General features: G+C 61.8%; 19 protein-coding genes. 9 read left to right on the top strand and 10 right to left on the bottom strand.

Translation table 11 applies throughout. The features are described from left to right. Window positions 1-40: 40 nt before the first annotated feature. On the bottom strand, window positions 41-1,534 hold the full coding sequence (locus GRI58_RS04335; protein ID WP_160752324.1) for a TolC family outer membrane protein: 1,494 nt from the start codon (window positions 1,532-1,534) through the stop codon (window positions 41-43). After that, on the bottom strand, window positions 1,534-2,130 hold the full coding sequence (locus GRI58_RS04340) for a protein-L-isoaspartate O-methyltransferase family protein (protein WP_237452079.1): 597 nt from the start codon (window positions 2,128-2,130) through the stop codon (window positions 1,534-1,536). Before GRI58_RS04340 ends, GRI58_RS04335 begins: the two co-directional genes overlap by 1 nt. 204 nt (window positions 2,131-2,334) lie before the next feature. Here GRI58_RS04340 and GRI58_RS04345 point away from each other — a divergent pair, with 204 nt between their 5' ends. The 3 genes from GRI58_RS04345 (at window position 2,335) to GRI58_RS04355 (ending at window position 5,930) form a co-directional block, all read left to right on the top strand. After that, a complete protein-coding gene (locus tag GRI58_RS04345) occupies window positions 2,335-3,873 on the top strand; it encodes a fumarate hydratase (RefSeq protein WP_202386777.1) in 1,539 nt (512 codons plus the stop codon). A 76-nt stretch (window positions 3,874-3,949) separates the two neighbouring features. After that, on the top strand, window positions 3,950-5,188 hold the full coding sequence (locus GRI58_RS04350; RefSeq protein ID WP_160752326.1) for a sensor histidine kinase: 1,239 nt from the start codon (window positions 3,950-3,952) through the stop codon (window positions 5,186-5,188). Next, the gene (locus tag GRI58_RS04355; RefSeq protein WP_160752327.1) at window positions 5,181-5,930 is read left to right on the top strand and encodes a LytR/AlgR family response regulator transcription factor; all 750 of its coding nucleotides are present in this window, start codon (window positions 5,181-5,183) and stop codon (window positions 5,928-5,930) included. Before GRI58_RS04350 ends, GRI58_RS04355 begins: the two co-directional genes overlap by 8 nt. 69 nt (window positions 5,931-5,999) lie before the next feature. Here GRI58_RS04355 and GRI58_RS04360 read toward each other — a convergent pair whose 3' ends face one another. Continuing rightward, window positions 6,000-6,338, bottom strand: coding sequence for a UrcA family protein (locus GRI58_RS04360; RefSeq protein ID WP_160752328.1), 339 nt, complete (start codon window positions 6,336-6,338; stop codon window positions 6,000-6,002). Window positions 6,339-6,610: 272 nt separating this feature from the next. On the opposite strand from GRI58_RS04360, the gene GRI58_RS04365 reads away from it, so the two are divergent. Beyond that, window positions 6,611-7,462 (top strand): diacylglycerol kinase family protein, encoded by an 852-nt coding sequence (locus GRI58_RS04365; RefSeq protein WP_160752329.1) that lies wholly within the window; start codon window positions 6,611-6,613, stop codon window positions 7,460-7,462. Further along, window positions 7,455-8,315, top strand: coding sequence for a metallophosphoesterase family protein (locus GRI58_RS04370; protein ID WP_160752330.1), 861 nt, complete (start codon window positions 7,455-7,457; stop codon window positions 8,313-8,315). Before GRI58_RS04365 ends, GRI58_RS04370 begins: the two co-directional genes overlap by 8 nt. Before the next feature lie 4 nt (window positions 8,316-8,319). Here the strand turns inward: GRI58_RS04370 and GRI58_RS04375 are convergent, their stop codons facing one another. From GRI58_RS04375 to GRI58_RS04395, 5 genes are all read right to left on the bottom strand, one after another. Beyond that, window positions 8,320-11,181 (bottom strand): hypothetical protein, encoded by a 2,862-nt coding sequence (locus GRI58_RS04375; RefSeq protein ID WP_237452080.1) that lies wholly within the window; start codon window positions 11,179-11,181, stop codon window positions 8,320-8,322. 138 nt (window positions 11,182-11,319) lie between these two features. Next, complete coding sequence (gene rpsI, locus GRI58_RS04380; RefSeq protein ID WP_160752331.1) at window positions 11,320-11,838, bottom strand: 30S ribosomal protein S9; 519 nt, start codon at window positions 11,836-11,838, stop codon at window positions 11,320-11,322. Further along, complete coding sequence (gene rplM / locus GRI58_RS04385; protein ID WP_160752332.1) at window positions 11,838-12,317, bottom strand: 50S ribosomal protein L13; 480 nt, start codon at window positions 12,315-12,317, stop codon at window positions 11,838-11,840. The genes rpsI and rplM overlap by 1 nt, the downstream gene beginning before the upstream one ends. Before the next feature lie 151 nt (window positions 12,318-12,468). Beyond that, window positions 12,469-13,113 carry a hypothetical protein gene (locus GRI58_RS04390; RefSeq protein ID WP_160752333.1) on the bottom strand — a complete coding sequence of 215 codons (645 nt, stop codon included), beginning with the start codon at window positions 13,111-13,113 and terminating at the stop codon, window positions 12,469-12,471. A gap of 249 nt (window positions 13,114-13,362) precedes the next feature. Next, window positions 13,363-14,409, bottom strand: a complete 1,047-nt coding sequence (locus GRI58_RS04395) for a COX15/CtaA family protein (protein ID WP_160752334.1) — start codon at window positions 14,407-14,409, stop codon at window positions 13,363-13,365. Between the two features lie 113 nt (window positions 14,410-14,522). Between GRI58_RS04395 and GRI58_RS04400 the strand changes: the two genes are divergently transcribed. The 3 genes from GRI58_RS04400 (at window position 14,523) to GRI58_RS04410 (ending at window position 16,495) form a co-directional block, all read left to right on the top strand. Continuing rightward, window positions 14,523-14,900 carry a MerC domain-containing protein gene (locus GRI58_RS04400; protein ID WP_160752335.1) on the top strand — a complete coding sequence of 126 codons (378 nt, stop codon included), beginning with the start codon at window positions 14,523-14,525 and terminating at the stop codon, window positions 14,898-14,900. 16 nt (window positions 14,901-14,916) lie between these two features. Next, on the top strand, window positions 14,917-15,903 hold the full coding sequence (gene thiS, locus GRI58_RS04405) for a sulfur carrier protein ThiS (protein ID WP_160752336.1): 987 nt from the start codon (window positions 14,917-14,919) through the stop codon (window positions 15,901-15,903). Between the two features lie 64 nt (window positions 15,904-15,967). Then, window positions 15,968-16,495, top strand: coding sequence for a hypothetical protein (locus tag GRI58_RS04410; RefSeq protein WP_160752337.1), 528 nt, complete (start codon window positions 15,968-15,970; stop codon window positions 16,493-16,495). Here GRI58_RS04410 and GRI58_RS04415 read toward each other — a convergent pair. Both GRI58_RS04415 and GRI58_RS04420 read right to left on the bottom strand, forming a co-directional pair. Beyond that, window positions 16,492-18,294 (bottom strand): AMP-binding protein, encoded by a 1,803-nt coding sequence (locus GRI58_RS04415; RefSeq protein ID WP_160752338.1) that lies wholly within the window; start codon window positions 18,292-18,294, stop codon window positions 16,492-16,494. The genes GRI58_RS04410 and GRI58_RS04415 overlap by 4 nt on opposite strands. Window positions 18,295-18,406: 112 nt before the next feature. After that, window positions 18,407-19,459: a quinone-dependent dihydroorotate dehydrogenase gene (locus GRI58_RS04420; RefSeq protein ID WP_160752339.1), complete on the bottom strand. Its 1,053-nt coding sequence runs from the start codon at window positions 19,457-19,459 to the stop codon at window positions 18,407-18,409. A 392-nt stretch (window positions 19,460-19,851) separates the two neighbouring features. On the opposite strand from GRI58_RS04420, the gene GRI58_RS04425 reads away from it, so the two are divergent. Continuing rightward, window positions 19,852-20,838, top strand: coding sequence for an AraC family transcriptional regulator (locus GRI58_RS04425; RefSeq protein WP_160752340.1), 987 nt, complete (start codon window positions 19,852-19,854; stop codon window positions 20,836-20,838). Window positions 20,839-20,875: the final 37 nt, after the last annotated feature.

Genomic DNA, 20,875 nt, shown 5'->3' on the forward strand with positions numbered 1-20,875 from the left:
GATGACCTGTTGCGAACACCTTAACGTGATTCGCAGTTGGTTAATACCCGCTTTTGTCCGGAGTTTCATCTGCAGAAGGAATATCTGCGGTGGCGGGCGGGATATCGGCGGTGCCCTTGGTCTGGGTCGTCGGATCACGATCGTGACTCCAGTCGAACCACTTGCCTTTCACCCGATCGTAATTGGTCATCGGGTCGTAGAGCAGCCCTTCGCCCTCCAGCCCGAGATCGCGTGCCTCGGCCTTGCCCATCGCCGCGAGCAGGGTGAAGGCCGCGACATAAGCATTGCGCCTTGCGGTCACCAGTTGCACGCGCGCGTTGACCAGTTCCTGTTCGGCATTGAGCACGTCCAGCACGGTGCGATTGCCGATCGAGTTTTCCGCCCGCACGCCTTCGAGGCTGAGAGAAGCCGAATCGACGGCTGCTTTCGAGCTGGTGATCACCGCGTTGGCTGCCTGCCAGCTCGACCAGGCCGAACGCACCTGCGACACGACCTGTCTTTCGGTTGCGACCACCTGTTCGAGCGCAGCGGAAGAGCGCGCCTGTGCCTGACGCTCGCGTGCGGCTGGCAACCCGCCCTGAAACAGCGGTAGGCTGAGCTGCACGCCGACCTGCACAGCGGTGCTGGTCTGAGGCAGCGGGACCGCGCCCAATCCGCCGCCGGTCAGCGAGCCGAGGTAATTGTTGTACGTCCCGCCGGTAATCACCGAAACCTTGGGCAAGTGGCCTGCTCCGGCGGCTTTGACGTCATAACCGGCCGCCTTGGCCGATTTCCGTGCCGCCAGAAGATCGGGATTGCTGTCGAGCGCGGTCGCGAGCGCTTCGGCCACATTGTCCGGCAGGCCCGGCAGCGGTGGCGGCGGTTGCAGGTCATTCGGTGCGGAGCCGGTCAGGCGGGTATAGGTCTCGCGCGCCGCGATGAGATTGGACTGCGCGGTACTCAGGTCGCTTTGCGCCACCGCCAGTCGCGACTGCGATTGCGCGACATCGGTGCGCGTGAGGTCGCCGATCTGAAAACGGTCGCTGGTGGCGTTGAGATTGACGTTGAGGACGTCAACCTGGTTCTTCTGCAGCCCCACGATCGCTTCGTTGCGCAGCACATCCATATAGGCGGCAACGACCTGGCTGAAGATCGAGCTTTCGGTGGCGCGCAGGTTGGCCTGCCCCGCCAGCACCCGTTCCTCGGCGCCATGCACGCCGTTCCGCACCGCACCGCCCGAATAGATCGGCACGGAAAGATTGAGCTGCGCGCCGACCGATCGGTCAGGGCTGATGTATGAGCTGGAGCTTTGCTTGACGTATTCGAGGTACTGGCTGTCGACGCTGGCGCTGGGGCGACCGGCAGCTTTGGCGATCGGTACGCCTTCATCGGTGGCGCGCTGGTCGGCACGTGCGGCGGAGAGAGTGGGGTTGTTGCTGTAGGCTTCTGTCAGCGCCTGTTGCAGCGTATCTGCCTGCGCCGGGATGGCCGACATGGCGAGAAGCGCGGCAATCGACACCGAAGCGGCTAACCCGGTTCCCCTCCCCGTTCTCATCAGAAGCTCCAGGTGCTTGCCCGGTCGAAAGCCGCCATGCGCGGTACGCCGACCTCGGTCAGAGGTACGAGTGCCAGGCCGTCACCGACCTTTCGGCCAGCAGCAAGCTGCGTCACACCGCGTTCGATGAGACCGGTGACGATTCGCGTACCATCGTCCAGCTTTGCGACCAGTGCATCAGGCAGGTGCTCGATTGCGCCATCGATCAGCAACAGGGTTGGCGTGGTCTTACCGACCTTGCCATCGACGGCCGCTTGCGTGTCGATCGTGACGAGTGAAGCGACCAGGGGTTCGAGCAGGGCAGATAGATAACCGCTGCCACCATCGACTACGACCGCGTGATCGTCGGCTTGCGGATTGGCCTCTGCCAACATCATTCCGTGAAACACGGGTGCTGGCAGGAACCCGCCGTCGGGAAGGCGAATGGCGCGGTCCATATAGGCGGCGGCGCGCTGCGCTTCGGGCACGAATTCCTCGCGCCTCACGTCGGCCATGCGCTTGAGCACGAAAGGCTCGTTCACGCCACTGGTGCGCAGCTGGCTATCGATCATCGCGCGCCGCGCATCGTCGAATCGGGTGTGGATCTGGGTGGCCATGGTTCTTGTCGTCTCCGGACCGGTTGGGGGCCCGCGGGGTGTTTTATAAGCTTAATACAGGGCGTCAACCCTGCCGCGCTTGCCCGAGGGTACATTCGCGCGCGGTGCATTAAGGCGAATAGACCTTGCGGCCAAGCGCTTTGACGCTAGCCGGGCAGTGCGACTATGTCGCGCAGGCGTTCGACCGGCAGGAGGCATGAATCGATGAGCGACATTTCGGTACCCGATCAGGTGATTATTCGCGAAGAGGACCTGATCGACAGCGTCGCCGACGCCTTGCAGTTTATCTCTTACTATCACCCGATGGACTATATTCGCGCGCTCGGTGCCGCGTATGAGGCCGAACAGGGGCCAGCCGCCAAGGATGCAATCGCCCAGATTCTCACCAACAGCCGCATGTGTGCGGAAGGTCATCGTCCGATCTGTCAGGACACCGGCATCGTCAACGTCTTCGTCAAATGGGGACAGGACTGCCGACTCGCCTCGCAGCGCAGCTTGCAGGAGGTGGTCGATGAAGGTGTGCGCCGCGCCTACACCAACGCCGATAATAAGCTGCGCGCCTCGATCCTCGCCGATCCTGCATTCACCCGACGCAACACCCGCGACAACACGCCTTGTGTGCTCTCGGTCGACATGGTGCCGGGTAACAAGGTCTCGATCGATGTCGCGGCCAAAGGCGGCGGCAGCGAGAACAAGGCCAAGTTCAAGATGATGAACCCGTCGGACAATATCGTCCAATGGGTGCTCGATCAGATTCCTTCGATGGGGGCAGGCTGGTGCCCGCCGGGGATGCTGGGCATCGGGATCGGGGGCACGGCGGAACATTGCGTCAAGCTCGCCAAGGAGAGCCTGATGGATCCGATCGACATGGCCCAGCTCAAGCAGCGTGGGCCGCAAAACGATATTGAGAAGTTGCGGATCGAGATTTTCGATGCGGTCAATGCGCAGGGCGTCGGCGCGCAGGGGCTGGGAGGTCTTGCGACGGTGCTTGATGTGAAGATTTACGATTGGCCCTGTCACGCGGCGGGCAAGCCGGTAGCGATGATCCCCAATTGCGCGGCCACGCGCCATGCGCATTTCACGCTCGACGGATCGGGGCCGAGCTATCTCGAGCAGCCCGATCTCGACCAATGGCCCGATGTGCACTGGCAGCCCGATGCGGCAGCCAAGCGCGTCGATCTCGACCTCCTCACGCCCGAGATCGTCGCGAGCTGGGAGCATGGCGACCGGCTGCTGCTTTCGGGCAGAATGCTGACCGGGCGCGATGCGGCGCACAAGCGGATCCGGGACATGCTCGATCGCGGCGAGGAGCTGCCGGTCGATTTTCGCGGCCGCGCGATCTATTACGTCGGCCCGGTCGATCCAGTGATGGGTGAAGTCGTCGGCCCCGCCGGCCCGACGACCGCCACGCGGATGGACAGCTTCACCGAGATGATGCTCGACCAGGGGCTGCTCGCAATGATCGGCAAGGCCGAGCGCGGTGCCGATGCGGTTGATGTCATCAGCCGCTTCAAGGTTGCTTACCTCATGGCGACCGGCGGAGCAGCCTATCTCGTCGCGCGGGCAATCAAGGCGGCCAAGGTCGTCGCGTTCGAGGATCTGGGCATGGAAGCGATCTATGAATTCACGGTCGAGAACATGCCGGTAACGGTGGCGGTCGATGCGGCGGGCAACAATGTCCACACGCTCGCCCCGGCCAAGTGGAAACGCCGCATCGCCGAGGAAAAGTTGCTCGCCGACTGATACGGCTCGACGAATGATGCGCGCCGTCCGACGAGGATGCTGGCGCCGACGCGGCTCTAACGGCTAAGATCGCGCGATGAATGCTGTCGAGGCAAAGGGCGCTGACTCGGGCGCGACCGTCACTTTCCGGCTGGTGATCCTGTCGATCGTCGCGCTGTGGCTGTGCTATTTCGGACTGACCACGGTTCGCGGGTTGATCGCCGGTTTCAGCTATCAGGGAGAGTTGTTGTGGCGACGTGGGATCGTCACGCTTGTCGGTATGGGCATGACGCTGCTCGTCTGGCTGGTGCTGCGGCTGTTCGACAAGCGTCCGTTGTGGGTCAAGAGTGGCATTGCCATCCTGATCGCCATGCCCGCTTCGATCCCGATCGCGCAGACCAATGAATGGATTTTCAAAACGGTTGCACAGGCCGAAGAGAAGCGCGCTGCCAAAGAGCAAGGCTTCAACATCAGACGTGACGATGCGGGCAATATGCTGGTCGATGTTCCTGCTGCGCGCCTCGAGAATCTCGATGGCACGGTCAAGACGCTCAATGGTGGCCGGGCGGTGGCGACGATTAGGCTGGAGGACAAGCCGACCGAGGCTGATCGCTGGAAAATGATCCTCGATGTCGCGCTGGGTCGCTATTTCCTGCTGCTGGCATGGGCATCGCTCTATTTCGCTATGCTGGCGGGCGCACAGGCGCAGGAAGCGCAACGGCGGGAAGACCGGTTTCGTAGCGCCGCCAAGGCAGCCGAGCTGCGTTCGCTGCGCTATCAGGTCAATCCGCATTTCCTGTTCAACGCTCTCAATTCGCTGTCCGCGCTGGTGATGACCGACAAGAGCGATAAGGCCGAGGAGATGATCCAGACGTTATCACGCTTCTATCGCCACAGCCTCTCTAGCGATCCGACGACAGACGTTTCGCTGGAAGACGAATTCGATCTCCAGCGCGAATATCTCGCGATTGAGCAGTTGCGCTTTCCAAGCAGATTGCGCACCCAATTCGATCTTCCGCACGAACTGGAACGATGCTGTGTCCCGGGCATGATTCTGCAGCCGCTGATAGAAAATTCGGTAAAATATGGCGTGTCGGCCAGCAATCGGCCTGTCACCATCACAATTGCGGCACGCGAGGAATATGGTCGGCTGGTCATCACCGTAGCCGACGATGGCCCGGGTTCTGCGCCGCCAGCCGGCGGGCTGGGCATCGGCCTGGGGAATGTGCGCGACCGGCTGCAGGCAGCCTTCGGCAATGCAGCGAGTGTGACGTCCGGTCCGGCGCTGGGAGGGTATGAAACGGAACTAAGGATACCATTGGTGCGGCATGGCTGAGCAGGATCGAGAACAGCTCAAGACGTTGATCGTCGATGACGAACCGCTCGCGATCGAGCGGATGCAGGTGGTGTGCGCGAAGCTCGACGATGTGCAGGTGGTTGGCACCGCCAGCGACGGCGCGGCGGCACTTCGACTGGTCGGGGCACTGAAGCCCGACCTGCTGCTGCTCGACCTGACAATGCCCGAAGTCGACGGCCTGTCGGTCGCGCGCCAGCTCGCTGGCAAGGAGCATAAGCCGGCGGTGATTTTCGTGACCGCACATGACAATCACGCGGTCGAGGCGTTCGATCTCGATGCGGTGGATTACGTCCTCAAGCCGGTCGAGCGGGGCCGTCTCGAACGGGCCATTGCGAGAGCCTTGTCACGCCGGCGCAAGCGCATTGGTGGCGATAGCAGATGGCTTGAGGAATTGTGGATCCCGCATCGCTCGGAGTTGATCCGGATTGCGGTGGCGGAAGTCGGCCAGATCGATGCAGAGCGCGATTACGTGCGCCTGCACGTTGGTATGGGCGAGGACATGCGCAGTTACCTGTTGTTGCAGACGATCGCCGGATTGGAAGAACGCCTCGATCCCTCGCAATTCATCCGAATTCACCGCTCGACCATCTTGCGTCGGGACCGGATTGTCGGGCTACGCCACGATGGCCTGGGAGTGTGGTCGGTCGAACTGGCCGACGGCGCCATGCTGCGGATCGGACGAACGTATCTGCCCAAGGTGAAGGCGATGGCCGGCCGTTGAAGGCCATTTACCTCAAAGCATCGTCCCGACCCGCCGGATTACGGCGGATCGGGACATAGCCGCAGTCCATCAATTGCCGTTTCTGGCGACACGCACCGCGTTTGAAGCCTGATTTTCTTTCGCTATCGCGATCATGCGCTTGGCCGAAATCATGGCTTGATCGTAGCATTCGAGCGAATGTTGCGAACGAATACGCGTTCCTGTGCGTATATCGTTCACACCGCATACCTTCTGGGCGGCGTTGTGAACGCGTCTTTCGAGCGTCTTCATGCCGCTTTGGGACAGCAGATTGAGATCGTCGTGCAACACAACGATCTGGTGCACGCCTTCCGCGTCGATTTCCGCATGTGCGGGGATTGCCGTGGCGGCTAAAGCTGTGGCGATAATGCAGGCAATGGGGGTCTTCATATCCGTTCTCCTCTGGTTGCAGGCCGGACTGAAACCGCATTGGGGGACTCGGTTAACTCCGGCCTGCAGATAAGAAGATGCCGCCTATCTGCGTGGTCCTCATGAGACTTTCGATGAGCGATCAGACCATTTGACGACAGACTCGATCCCACCGACGAACACCTGTCCCCACTCCATCGATGACATGTGTAAACGAAACTTCTGTGCTCATGGTCGGAGTAAGGTAGTCCAGGCAACGGGAACCGGCAGAGGGTTGCGATGCTTGAGAACGCATGGAGAGGTTTGCCAAAGCATGGTTGGTCGCGAACGAGGCAAGCGGCAGCAATTCGCCGACCGCACTCGACGATTTGCGCGGCTGCTTTGCCGACCACGGGATCGAAGTCGCTCGGACGATCTGCTTTCCCGAAGACGACCTGCCGACACCGGCAGGTCTGGACAAAGACGGTATCGACTTGCTGGCGATCTACACCGGCGATGGCACGGTCAATGCCGCGCTGAATGAGCTGACGGGATGGTCGGGCGCGGCGCTGGTGCTGCCCGGTGGAACCATGAATCTGCTCAGCCAACGATTGCACGGCGCATTCGACAATCCTGCGATCATCGGCCTGGTGGCCAGCGGCGGCGCGCGCCGCCGCCGGGTTGCGGCGCTGCGCTGCGATGCAGGCTTTGCCTATGCCGATTGCCTGATCGGCCCCGGCACGCAATGGGCGGACGTGCGCGAGGCGATGCGCGAATTGAACGTGATTGACATGGCGAGCAGCGCCGCCGAGGCGTTCAGCCAGTCCACCGGCGGGGTGACCGTCAGGGCGGATCGGCCGGAGCTCGGTTCAAGGCAAGGCTATCCGCTGCTCGAGATAACGCCGGGCGAGCATGGATTGCGGCTCAATGCTTACCATGCTCAGTCGCTTGGAGAGATGGCGCAACAGGGCTGGGCATTGCTGCGCAGGAGATTTCGCGAGGGTCCGCACGAACGGCTTGGCATGGTCGATGAAGTGACGATTGCGTCCTCGGATGGTGCCCCGCTCGACGTGCTGCTGGACGGCGAACCCGCAACGCTCGATCCGCGAGACCGCTTCTCGCTGGCGACAAGCGAATGCGATCTGCTAGCAACCCATCATGGCTGACGCGACGCGCTTGATCTTTCACCTGTCGGATATCCACTTCGGACTTGAGAACAACCGCGCGCTCGATTGGGTGCAGCGCGAAATCGCCCGTCTCAGACCTGACGCGATAGCGATAACCGGCGATCTGACGATGCGCGCCCGTTCGCGAGAGTTCGCCGCGGCGACGCGCTGGATCAATACGCTCGAAGCGCCTGTAACCGTCGATGTCGGCAATCACGACCTGCCCTATTTCAATCCGCTCGAACGCTTCCTTATGCCATATCGCCGGTTTCACGGCATGGAGGAGAAGGTCGAGCGTGAGATCGACCTGCCGGGCCTCGCCATCGTGCCCTTGCGCACGACCGCGCGTGCCCAGCCACGCCTGAACTGGTCAAAGGGATGGGTTTCCAGCGCCGCGCTCGAGAAATGCCTTGCAGCAATCGATCGCCTGCCCCCCGGCACGCGGGCATTGGTCACCGTTCATCACCCTTTGCGCGAAGTGGGAACAGCGGGCACCGCATTGACCCGGCATGGCAACAGGGCGCTGGCCGAACTGGCCAAACGCCCGGTCGCGGCAGTACTTTCGGGCCATGTGCATGACCCGTTCGATATTCTCGAGGACACGCCGCATGGCGCGGTGCGGATGATTGGCGCAGGAACGCTTTCGCAGCGCACCCGTTCGACCCCGCCAAGCTTCAACCAGATCGGTTGGGATGGCACCAAACTGACGGTGAAAGTGCGCAGTCTGGCCGAGGTGCCGACACGCGACATGCTTATCGACGATGTGCCGGAAGACGCGACCCCGCCGCGCCAGCCGGGTGAGCCGGTGGCCCCGGTTAATCAGGTTCCGCGTACAGACCCACCAGTTCGCTGACCGATTAGCGATTGGCCGAAGCAAGCTGGGGCGGGCAACTCCAATTGCGTTGCGCATCGGCGATAAGCTGTTCGCGTCCCTTGCGCAGATCCTCACCACCACGCGTTTGTGGTTGCAGCCCATTGCCGAGCCCTCTCCACAAGGCAGCGTTAAAGGCGTGGGTGTTGAGCTGGTCTTCCTTGCGGAAGTCCTGCCCCTTCATCGCCTCCGCCCACCAAGCGGAATCGCGCTTGCTGCATGAAGGTGTGTCGGTCAATGCGAACCGTTCCGCAGGGATCGGCAGCTTGGTCGAACGCAGGACCGGGGCGGCGACCGCGCGATAGGTCCATGTCTTCTGCGCCGGATCGAACAGATCGGCCATGGGGGCGGCAAGCCCGTCGTTGAGCCCGAGGGGTTTCAATCCCAGAATGTCCTCGATCGTGCGCAGCACATTGACCGTGGTGTAGCGGCTCGAAACCAGCGCATGGTGTTTGACGTAAGGGCCGATGACGAAGGCCATGCTGCGCCGAGCGCTGACATGGTCGGCGCCGTTCTGGGCGTCATCCTCGATCACGAACACCAGCGTCGATCCGGCGGCATTGCCGTGAGCGACGGTTTCCATCACCCGACCGAGCGAATAATCGTTGTCGGCCATTTCGGTCTCAACCGTGTTCACCCCGTCGATCGCATCGCTGAAATCGCCGAAATGGTCATGACTGAGCCGTAGCAGAGTGAGCGCGGGCAGGGTGCCGGACTGGTCCATTGCACGATATTCGCGCTGCCACTCGAGCATCCGCCAATAGTCGGGCAGCTTCTGGTCGAATCCGGCAAAATAGGGGTCGCTGCGGCTGGCGAGCAGCTTGTCACCGGGTGTGTAGACCTTGCGCTTGTCGGCAAACGGATGACGGATCGGCGGAACGTAGCCCGGCTTGCCATTGTCGTAGATGCTCGCGTCCGAGAAGCCGTAATTGCGCACGGCGAGGCCGGCGCGGATGGCGGCATCCCAGATGTAGCCCTGGTTTTCGAATTCATCATCGTCCGCATCGGGTGCGGTTACCAGCCGCGGACCGGGCAGCAAGTCGGGATCGGTCGAGAGCGCCGGGTTGGTCTTGTGGCGCTCGGCCATGCTCTGCTGGGTGTAGATGTAGCGGTCGGCTTCCTCGCTTTCATAGGCGAGTCCACGTTGCGCGTAATTCACCGGTGCGGTCTTTTCCAGCACATCGGTTGCGCGTGCCGCGGTCGACCAACTCCATCCGGTGCTCGATTGCTCCCCGCTGTCGTAGAAATTGTCGAGCGTCACGAATTGCTGCGCCAATCGATGGTGATTGGGCGACAGCGCGTTGCCGAGGATCGCCAGCTTGGGATCGCCATTGCCGATCGGCAGATCACCAAGAACCTGATCGTAGGTACGGTTTTCCTTGATGATGAAAATCACATGCTTGATGTGCTTGCGGATGACAGCCATCTTCGCGATCGCCGCATCGCGCTCTCGTGTTTCTTTAAGCCCGATGTTGCGCCCGACCTGCAAGGATGTCTGCGCCAGTTCCGCCTGATCGGGCAATGGGAATTGCAGCAGTCCAGCCTTTTCAAGCTGGTAGATATACTGGTTCGCCGGCCCGCAAGCGTCAGGCTGGCTGCGGTAAATCGCCAGCGCGGGGACGCATCCTTGCGGGTTCGGCCCCGGAGGGCTCTTTCGATTGGCGACGAGGATGCGGTTGCTACCCGGCTCCACAGCTACGGCGGAAGGGTACCAGCCGGTCGGCACCAGTGCCTGAACCCTGCCGCCTTGCTCGCCCGGTGTAACAAAGGCGAGCGCATTGATCCCGCCCAGCGTCACCAGCAGCCGACCGTCAGGAAGTTGCGCGAGGGCGTTGGAGTTGAGTCCCTTGCCGAGTGTTTTGCCACCTAGCTCTTCGGGCAGGGTGAGGCGCGGTTCCTCGACCATGGCGCCGGTTGCTGCGTCGAGTACCGCCAGCCGGTCGGAATTGTCCTCAGTCGCGAACAGGCGTTTGCCTTCGCGTCCGAACATCAGCGCGGTCGGTTCGCCGATGGTCTTGGTTCGTCCGGCAACATGGACAGCATTTTCGGTGACATGCAATGCAACGATCTCGCGGTCGCGCGGCGAGCTGACATAGGCACGATCGGGCGATCCCCAGACTATGGAGAAAGGATATTCGCCTCCCGGTACGCCGCTCTTGGTGGGATCGATCTTGCCCGGTCGCAGATCCTGTTCGGCAATGACCTTGCGCGTTGCCAGATCGACCAGACTTACCGAATCATTGTAATAATTGGCGACCAGCGCATGGCTTCCGTCGGGACTCAGCGCCACACCCGCAGCCTGTGGTTCGACCCCCGCACCCAGCCCTGCTTTGTGGCCGAGCGGGATCGCGCCGTCGGCAGCGAAATAGCCGTCCTTTCGTGCAAACAGATAGAGTTTGTCGTCCGCGCCGCCCCCGACGATGAAACCCGAGCCATCGGGCAACCACGCGATGCCGCCGAAACTGTTCGGGACAGGCACGGTTTCGCGCCAATGCGCACCCGTTTTGTCCAGATCGTACACGAAGATCGATTGCAGCGACTGGGCAATTGCGATTTTGCCATTCGGCCCGACATTGCGGTTGAACCCGCTGGTGAGGATCAGGAGTTCTTTGCCATCAGGGCTTACCGTCATCGCTGCGGCACCATCCGCGACCGTGTCGGGTATCGGTCCGATATGCGTCACCAGCGGTTCGAACCGTGCACCGGGTGCAGCAGTGGGAGTCAGCGTTTGTCCGGTCGGCAGATGCTGCACCTTGGTTTCCGCAGGCGTCTGTGCGGGGACGGGCGAAGCCATGAAGCAACCAAGCGTGGCGGCGATTGCCAGCATCGAAACGGGAAGCAGGCGCATACGATCCTCTCTGTCGTTTTGCTCGCTATAGCCGATGATGTGTCGGTTGCGTGACGAATTCGAGAACCGAAAACAAAAAGGGCGGTCTCTCGCGAGACCGCCCTTCCTCGGTGATCGAAAAGATCTTTGTATTGCGGTTTAGCGCTTCGAGAACTGGAAGCTGCGGCGTGCCTTGGCGCGGCCGTACTTCTTACGCTCCACCACGCGGCTGTCGCGGGTGAGGAAGCCGGCGGCCTTGACCGTCGAACGCAAGGCGGGTTCGTATTTCGTCAGCGCCTGGCTGATGCCGTGCTTCACAGCGCCTGCCTGGCCCGAAAGACCGCCGCCCTTGACCGTGGCGACGACATCGTACTGGCCCTGACGCTCGGTGATCGAGAACGGCTGGTCGATGACGAGACGCAGTGTCGGACGCGCGAAATAGACTTCCTGGTCCTTGCCGTTGACGGTGACCTTGCCGCTGCCGGGCTTCAGCCAGACGCGCGCGGTGGCGTCCTTGCGGCGACCGGTGGCATAGGCACGGCCCTGCGCGTCGAGTTCCTGCTCGCGCAGGGGAACGTCGGCAGTGCGAGCGATTTCCGCGGCGTCACCCTCGGGTGCGTCGGCGGCGATGTCCTTCAAATCGGCGAGATCGGTGACGGTGTTGTTGGTATCGGCCATTATGCAGCAGCCTTGTTCTTGCGGTTCATCGCGGCAACGTCGAGCACTTCGGGCTTCTGCCCATCATGCGGATGTTCGGTGCCGGCATAGAGGTGGAGCGCCCTCATCTGCGCACGGCCAAGCGGCCCGCGCGGGATCATGCGTTCGACTGCCTTTTCCAGCACACGCTCGGGGAAACGGCCTTCGAGGATCTTCGCAGGCGAAGTTTCTTTGATGCCGCCCGGATGGCCGGTGTGCTTGTAATAACGCTTGTCACCCATCTTCTTGCCGGTGAAGCGCACCTTGTCGGCGTTGATGATGACGACATGGTCGCCGCAATCGACGTGCGGGGTGTAGCTAGGCTTGTGCTTGCCGCGCAGGATGTTGGCGGTGATCGCGGCGAGGCGGCCGACGACCAGACCTTCGGCATCGATGATATGCCATTTCTTTTCGACGTCGGCCGGCTTGACCGACTGCGTCATCTTGCTGAGCGCCTTCATGGCTGTTGGTATCCGTTCAATGGGTGATCACAGGATCGAAAGTTCGGACCGAAGCAAGCCGTTGACGGCAAACTATCGGTCGCGGATCGTGGGGGATGATCGAAACCCACCCCACGAAGCGCCGCGCAAATGCGGCTGAACCTTCCAAATGTCAAGCGTTTCTGCGGCTCACTGAGGAGGTAAAATAATACCGCGCACTTACCCAGGGGGCGGGGGCGAGCGTCCAGGTCTCGCTCGAGACGCGATCCTTGGGACCGACAGTGGTGACAATACGCTTTTCGCTGCTGGCCAGTAGCGGCGACTTCTGACGCGTGGTGGCGGTATGGAAAATCGCGATCTTGCCGGTTTGGCCATCGGCCAGCGGGATCGCGCGATCCGTTTGATTGCTGCCGGGGGCGGGGAAGAACAGATCGGTCGGGATGCGGCTCACCTGCTCCGAGGTCATGCGATTGACACTCATGAGGAAACTCCGGTGATCGGCATAGCTTTGTCCCTCCTCGCCGCGCTCCTTCAATTGCCGGAGGGCTGTATCCACCGCCTCGGCAACGGATTTGGGGCTGCTTGCATCGGTCAAACTCGTGATGAGCCCAGTGCGGTCGAGTTTGATGGGAAACATGTCACTGGCATCGCGCTTCCGCTCGATATCGGCGATGGCTGACAGCTTAGCCGGTGCGTCCACGGTCGCCGAGAGCTGATGGCCAGTGACCGTGATGCCAGTCGCTGTCGTGGAAAAATGGATCAGCCAGCGACGCGTGACGACGATCTTCGCGCCCTTGCCGAGGCCGCGTTCGACCACACGCGTGAGAATCCATTCACCTTGAGGGGTTGTTACCGGTCGGCGCTGTGCGGCGGCCAATGCAGACGTGCTGATGCCAAAGACTTGCGCCCCGCACAGATCGCCAGAAATCCAATCGCGGCGCGGCGATCAATCGTTCGAAATTCCAATGTTTTCCGTCTACGCCCCCACGGCATCCACACCGTTTGTCGCGAAACTCATAGCTGCATTGGCGCAAATGCGGAAGAGACCGAGGCGTTGTCGCGTGGATCAGCCGGGGCGGCGGCCCAGCACATGGGCGCCCCACGTAAAGGCGACGACCACCAGCGCCCCCACCAATTGATGCGCGGCGGCGAGCCACAAGGGCACGTCGAGCAGGATCACGGAAATGCCGAGCAGGATCTGGGTGCCAAGAGCGATATGAATGGCGACCGAGGCGGCGCGATCGAGTGGACGGACGCGACGGGCGAACCAGACCAGCGCAACGACAACCGCCCAAGCCCACCAGCGATGCTCGAAATGGATCAGGAACGGGTCGTGCGTCATCGCATGGAACAGCCCTTGCGAATCGTTGAATTGCGGGACGAAGCGGTCCTGCATCAGCGGCCAGCTGTCCGAAGCATGACCCGCATTGAGTCCGGCGACCCATGCGCCCAGCATAAGCTGGATCGCCAGGATCGGCGCGGCCAGCGTCGCCGCCCTCGTCCAGCGAGCGGGCCGGGTGCGTGCGATCCGAGCCAGCCGCCTGAGATCGAGCGCAGTCCACACCAGCCCGCCCAGCGTGAACAGTGCGGTCAGGAGATGGATCGAAAGCCAGAAATGGCTGACCGCAATGCGATCGCCATGCAAGCCGCTCCTGACCATGTACCAGCCGAACACCCCTTGCAGCCCGCCCAGTGCCAGCAGCGCCAGCAGGCGCGGCTTGTATCCCTTCGGGATCGCGTTGCGCGCCCAAAACCATACCAGCGGCAGCGCGAAGACCAGCCCGATGAGCCGCCCGAGCAATCGATGCGACCATTCCCAGAAGAAGATGAAGCGGAATCCGGCCAGATCCATTCCTGCCGGTCCTGCCAGATTGCGATATTGCGGGGTCGCCTGGTAGAGCGCGAACTCGTGCTCCCACTGGGCATGGGTCAGCGGTGGAATGACGCCAGTAATGGGTTGCCATTGCGTGATGGACAGTCCGCTTTCCGTCAGACGGGTAATTCCTCCGATTACCACCATAGCGATGACCATGGCCGCGATGATTTGGAGCCAGAGTGCGATTGCGGCAGGCCGGGTGCGGGAAAGGTGCGGAGCGTTGGCAGCGGAATCCATGGGCGCTGCTGTTAGGTCTGTAACCCCGATCAAGGCAAGCGGCTTCGACACGAAATTCTTTTTTGGCTGCGCCCCTTGTTCAATGTTACAACATAACATATGTGGTCGCGACCATGTTCGAGCAGTTCCTCGCCCCGATTCGCCACCGGCTCGACCGGATCGGCATTGCGATTTCCGGATTATGCGCGGTGCATTGCGTGGCAACGGTCGTGCTCATCTCGGGCTTGGGCCTGAGCGGCGGCTTGCTCGCTTCGCCCGAAATTCATCGTGTTGGCCTGATGCTGGCAGTGATCATTGCTGCGTTCACGATCGGCTGGAACGCGTTGCAGCACCGGGCTTTCGCCTCGCTCGGCATCGCGCTCGTCGGGTTGAGCTTCATGGCCAGCGGATTGTTCGTGCCGCACGGCCCTATGGAAGCTGTGATGACTGTTATCGGTGTGGCGCTGGTGTCGACCGGTCACATACTCAACTTGCGCCGCTGCCATTGCTGACTATGTCGCGGGGGTCATGAGCACCCCGATCACAGTCACCATCAACGGTGAAAGCCGCAATACCTCCGCAACCCGCCTTGGCGACCTGCTGCGCGAGTTGGAACTCGATCCAGCCAAGGTCGCGGTGGAGCGCAATGGCGTGATCGCCCCGCGCTCGCAGCTTGCCGGGCAAATGCTGTCTGGAGGAGACGTGCTGGAGATCGTCCATTTCGTGGGCGGCGGAGAAGGCGACAGCGCGGACGGGTGGAGCGTGGCGGGCCACCATTTCCGCTCGCGGCTGATCGTGGGCACCGGCAAATACAAGGATTTCGAACAGAATGCCGCTGCAGTTGAGGCATCGGGGGCGGAAATCGTCACCGTGGCGGTACGACGGGTAAACATCAGCGATCCCAAGGCGCCGATGCTGACCGATTACATCGACCCCAAGAAAGTTACCTACCTCCCCAACACCGCAGGTTGCTTTACCGCCGAAGAGGCGATCCGCACCCTGCGCCTTGCGCGCGAAGCGGGTGGCTGGGAGCTGGTGAAGCTGGAAGTACTGGGAGAAGCGCGCACGCTCTATCCCGATATGCGCGAGACACTGAAGGCGACCGAGACCCTTGCGAACGAGGGGTTCAAGCCGATGGTCTACTGCACCGACGATCCGATCGCGGCGAAGCAGCTGGAAAGCGCCGGCGCGGTTGCGGTCATGCCGCTGGGCGCGCCGATCGGTTCTGGCCTCGGTATCCAGAACCGTGTCACGATTAGATTAATCGTCGAAGGGGCGAGCGTTCCGGTGCTGGTGGATGCCGGTGTCGGCACCGCCAGCGATGCTGCCGTCGCCATGGAACTGGGCTGCGACGGGGTATTGATGAACACCGCCATAGCCGAAGCGAAGGATCCTCTGTGCATGGCACGTGCAATGAAGCTGGCGGTCGAAGCAGGGCGTGATGCCTATCTCGCCGGGCGCATGGCAACGCGCAAATACGCCGATCCATCGAGCCCGCTCGCGGGCCTGATCTAGGGATTCCCAACACGAATAATTAACCATTATCGGTGACTATACGACCTGCAACAGGGAGGGCTTTATGGCCATTGCAGGGACGGCGTCGGTCACTATCGCCGAAATGCGGGAATTCGCGAGTTTTACGGCAGCCGAGCAGCGTTACATTCGTCGTAGCCTCGACATAGGGCTGGCGCGCTGTGACGCCTTCCGCCTGTGGGGCCGCAGTCCCGAGGAATGTGCAGCGATCCGGGGGCAATATGTCGCCTATCAGGAACTGAAGCTGCTGCGTTACTCGATCCCCGCAGATCACAATTTCGAAGGTATTGAGCAGTTTCTCGGCAAACTGGCGCGTGTTGCCGCTTATGACTTGTCGCAGGAGCGGATCGATTGCTTCGGCGCATTCCGCTTCCTGTATGAGCGGCTGCTTGGCGCGCGCTCGCGCCCTTGGCTGCCGAGCGCCTTCTGCGCCGCCGCCGCGCTGCCGCAGATTGCGCCGTCGCGTCGCAAGCTGCTGCTGCAATCGCTCAGCGAGGCAGCTGCAACGGCTCCCGGCTGGTCAGACCGTGCGCCGGGGTTCTTTCCCGAGTATATCGACGAAGTCGCCGCCTAGCTGCGATACAAGGCATCGAGCCGCGCGCCATAGGCTTCCCGGATCTTGTGGCGCCGGATCTTCATTGACGGCGTCAGCTGCTCGTTCTCGATGGTGAAGGGTTCGTCGGAAAAGGCGAAGCCGCGTAGTTTCTCGATCACAGACAGATCGCCGTTGATTGCATCGATCGCTGCTCGAACCGCACTGCGGAAGGCGGGCAGATCCTGCAGAGCCTTGAGATCGAACTTTTCGCCGTTGGCGCGTGCCCATTCCAGAGCCCATTCGGCATCCGGCACGATCAGCCCGACGACATAGGGCCGCTTGTCACCCGCGACCATCGCCTGGGCGATTTCGGGGCGTAGCGTCAGCATCCCTTCGAGCTTTTGCGGGGCGATATTGTCGCCCTTGTCGTTGACGATCATGTCCTTCTTGCGGTCGGTGATGACGATCCGCCCGCGCTGGTCGATATGGCCGATATCGCCGGTATGCAGCCAGCCGTCACGAATCGCACGCTCGGTTTCCGGCGCATTGTGCCAATAGCCATGCATCACCAGCTCGCCTCGGCAGAGGATCTCGCCATCCTCCGCGATACGGATCTCTACCCCGCGCATCGGCGGCCCGACCGATTCCATCGCGATTCCGGCTGCCGGACGATTACAACTGATGACGGGACCAGCCTCGGTCTGGCCATAGCCTTGCAACATGGTCAGACCCATTGCCTCGAAGAAAATGCCGACTTCGGGGTTGAGCGGTGCGCCACCCGAAACCATCGCCTTGATTCGTCCGCCGAACCGCTGGCGGATCTTCGGGCGGAGCAGTTTCTCGACAATGAGGTCGAGCGCGCGATCGGCGAGTTTTCGACGCCCCTCGGCGCGGCGGCTGGCAACTGCCAGCGCGGTATCCATCAGCTTGGCGGCAACGCCGCCCTGTTTGGTTATCTGCTTCATGATCCGCGCACGCAGCACCTCGAACAAGCGCGGCACGACCACCATGAAGGTCGGCCGCGTTTCCTCGATATTGCTGGCGAGCTTTTCCAGCCCTTCGGCATAGAAAATCTGCGCCCCGACGGCGATCGGCAGGAATTGTCCGCCCGTGTGTTCGTAAGCGTGGCTGAGCGGTAGGAAGGACAAGAACCGTTCCTCTTCGTCGACACCGAAATCCTCCAGCAGGATTTCCGCTGCGCCAGCGACGTTGCACAGGATCGCACCGTGATGCTGCAATACTCCGCGTGGCGCGCCGCCGGTGCCGCTGGTGTAGATGATGCAAGCGGTTGTCGCGCGTTCGATTGTCGCGATGCGCTGCTCGACCGCGCGGCGAGCTTCGGCGGCATCGCCTTGGAACATGGTGTCCCAGCCATGGCAGTGCAGGCCACCCGACTGGTATGGACGAAGCTGCTCGATCGGGACGAAATGTTCAGCGATTCCGGTGCGCATGATCGCGCGCAGCAGCGGCTGGGCAAGCTTGTCGGTCGACACGACCACCGCCCGCGCGCCCGAATTGTCGAGGATGTGAACGTGATCGCGTTCGGTATTGGTGACATAGGCGGGCACGGTAACGAGCCCCGCGGCCATGATCGCCAGATCGGCAATGCACCATTCAGGCCGGTTCTCGCTGACCAGTGCAACCCGGTCGCCGTCCTTAAGCCCCAGCTTGCGCAGGTTTTCGGCCAGCAGACAGACCTGGCTTGCAGCCTCGTTCCAACTGATCGTGCGCCACTCGCCCGCCTGTTTGTATCCCAGAAATGCGTGTTCTCCGCCTTCGTCGGCGCGCTTGAGAAACAGCTCCACCAGATTGTTGGCGGTGTCGATATCGGTCAGCACCGTCTGCTCTCCTCACCCTTGGCCGTTTGCTGCGGTTCTCTTTCAGGCGAGCGGGTCTACGCCGGAGGCCGGACGGCGGCAAGCTCCGGCGGGTAGGCTGTTGGTTGAAAAGTTAACGGGTGCCAACTGCTTCGCTGATCGAGGAAAAGCCATCGCGCTTCATCAATTGTTCGATGCCGTGAACGATTTTCCGTGCCAATCCCGGCCCTTCGTACACCAGTGCGGAATAGAGCTGCACCAGGCTCGCCCCGGCGCGTATCCGCTCCCATGCGTCCTCTACGCTGGCAATCCCGCCCACGCCGATCAGCGGCAATGCGCCACCCGTGGCCTTGCGGAAGTCGCGCAGTCGCTCGAGCGCGAGCGGTTTCAGCGGGGCTCCGGACAGGCCACCTGCTTCCTGCGCCAGCGGGCCGAGCGCTCCGGGGCGTTCGATGGTGGTATTGCTGACGATCAGCGCTCCCAATTTCCGATCGATGACCAGTCGGGCTATGGCGTCGATGGCCGGCGGATCGAGATCGGGCGCGACCTTGAGGAATACCGGTGGCCCGGCCTGCCCGCGCGCTTCGAGCACCGCATCCAGCAGTTCGGCGAGTGCGCTTGCTTCCTGCAAGGCGCGCAGGCCCGGTGTGTTGGGACTTGAAATATTGACCGCAAGATAATCTGCAAACGGGGAAACCGCACGAGCCATGACCGCGTAATCGGCGATCCGGTCGGGCGAATCCTTATTCGCGCCGATATTGATGCCGAGAATGCCGCGACTGTTGCTTCGTTTCTGTGCACGTCTTTCGAGCCGCCCGAGCGCCATTTCGAGCCCGTCGTTGTTGAAGCCCATGCGGTTTATGACGGCATTCGCATCGCTCAGACGGAAAAGGCGTGGCTGCGGATTGCCTGCCTGGGGCAAGGGGGTGATCGAGCCGCATTCGACGAAACCGAAGCCGAGTCGCAACATCGCATCGGGAACTTCGGCATTCTTGTCGAAGCCCGCCGCAAGACCGACCGGATTGTTAAAGCGCAATCCCGCCATCTCTACCGTAAGCGGCCCATTCGTGCCCGGCGAACCGGGAAGCGTCGGGATCGGCACGGTCCTGAGCATCGCCAGCGTCAGGCGATGCGCACGTTCCGGTGGCAAGGTGAATAGGGCGGGGCGCAACAGTCGGAACAGCATCACTGCAGCCTATGGCGTGCACCATCTGCGCTGTCGAGCAGCATGGGGCAGAGCGGCACTAAGGGTCTGTCGCGGAAACGCACTGAAATGGGACGAAGCTTAGTTTGTCGCTTGGATACAATCATCGCCAGGCGATTCGGGGTAACACACTTGTGCGACCCGAAGGGCTCGGCGCAAGATTGTGACGAGTTCCTCAACTTTAATGGGCGGTCCCTTCGTGGGGCCGCCCTTTTTTTCTTTATATTTAACGCGATGGCGGTAAGGCACGGCCACAATTCGAACGGGTCGGCATTCTCGAAGAGTTTCGGCGTCTTATCCGTTGTTCCCAGTGGAGAGAAGCCCCAACCGGAACAGTGGCGGGACGGCACGCGAAAGTTGTGGGGCGAGCCAAAATGCCAGACGAACTGCTGCGCTCGGTGCGCGCACCATATATTGAGGATGATTCGCGACGCGAACTGACGGCGATGTCGCTGTTCACCCTGGACTATATCCCGGCACAAAATGAGCTGGCCGATTTCGTCACGACTTTCTATCATTTTCGCTGTGACGAGAGCCATATGCGCGACATTCAACCTGCCGCTGTCGGGCATCTGATTCTGTTTTTGCGCGGCGAAGGGGTGATGCACTTCGCCGCAGGCCATTCCGAACCGTCGCACCGGGTTTCGTTGATGACGCCCGGGAGTGCGGCGAGCCCGATCGAGATCGACGGTCCGTTCCACTGCGTAGGGGCCGCCTTGTCGCCGCTCGGCTGGGCCGCGCTGACAGGATTGTCGGCAGGCGAGACTGCCGACAATCTGCTCGCCGCGCACGAGGTTCTCGGTGCTGAGATCGACGAATTGGGCGAGTCCCTGATCGACGATTATCTGTCGGGCGAGGCGACCGGCCAGCAATTGTGCGAAAGGCTGGCAGAGTTCATCGCCGGACACCTCAAGCCCGTCAATCCGCGCCATGTCGCGCTGATGCGAGCAGTGACGTCGTGGCTCAGCCAGTCGATGAGCCCGCCGGTCGAACGACTTTATCAGCTGAGCAATTATTCGCCGCGGCAGACGCAGCGCCTGGTCGAGCGGTACTTTGGCCTCCCGCCGCGTGAGTTGATGCGCAAATATCGTGCTCTGCGCGTGGTGGCGATGCTCAATCAGCCCAATCTCAGCGACGAGACGATTTCGCTGCTGGCAGGGCAGCTTTACGATCAATCGCACATGATTCGCGAAATTCGCCAGTTTGCGGGGCGCACGCCCGGGCGGCTTTTGGGGGGGCGACCAATCAATCCTGTCCGCACTGCTCGATCTCAAGAACTTCAGGGAGATAAAGCCACAAGTCGCGCCGATGCCGGAGAGCATCGATTGTGCGAACGACTCGCAATAAGCATTTGTGGTTGAAGTGGTTGTCCGCGCTGCATAGATGAAATCGGAACGA

The sequence above is a fragment of the Qipengyuania algicida genome (genome assembly GCF_009828025.1).
Taxonomy (GTDB): Bacteria; Pseudomonadota; Alphaproteobacteria; order Sphingomonadales; family Sphingomonadaceae; genus Qipengyuania; species Qipengyuania algicida.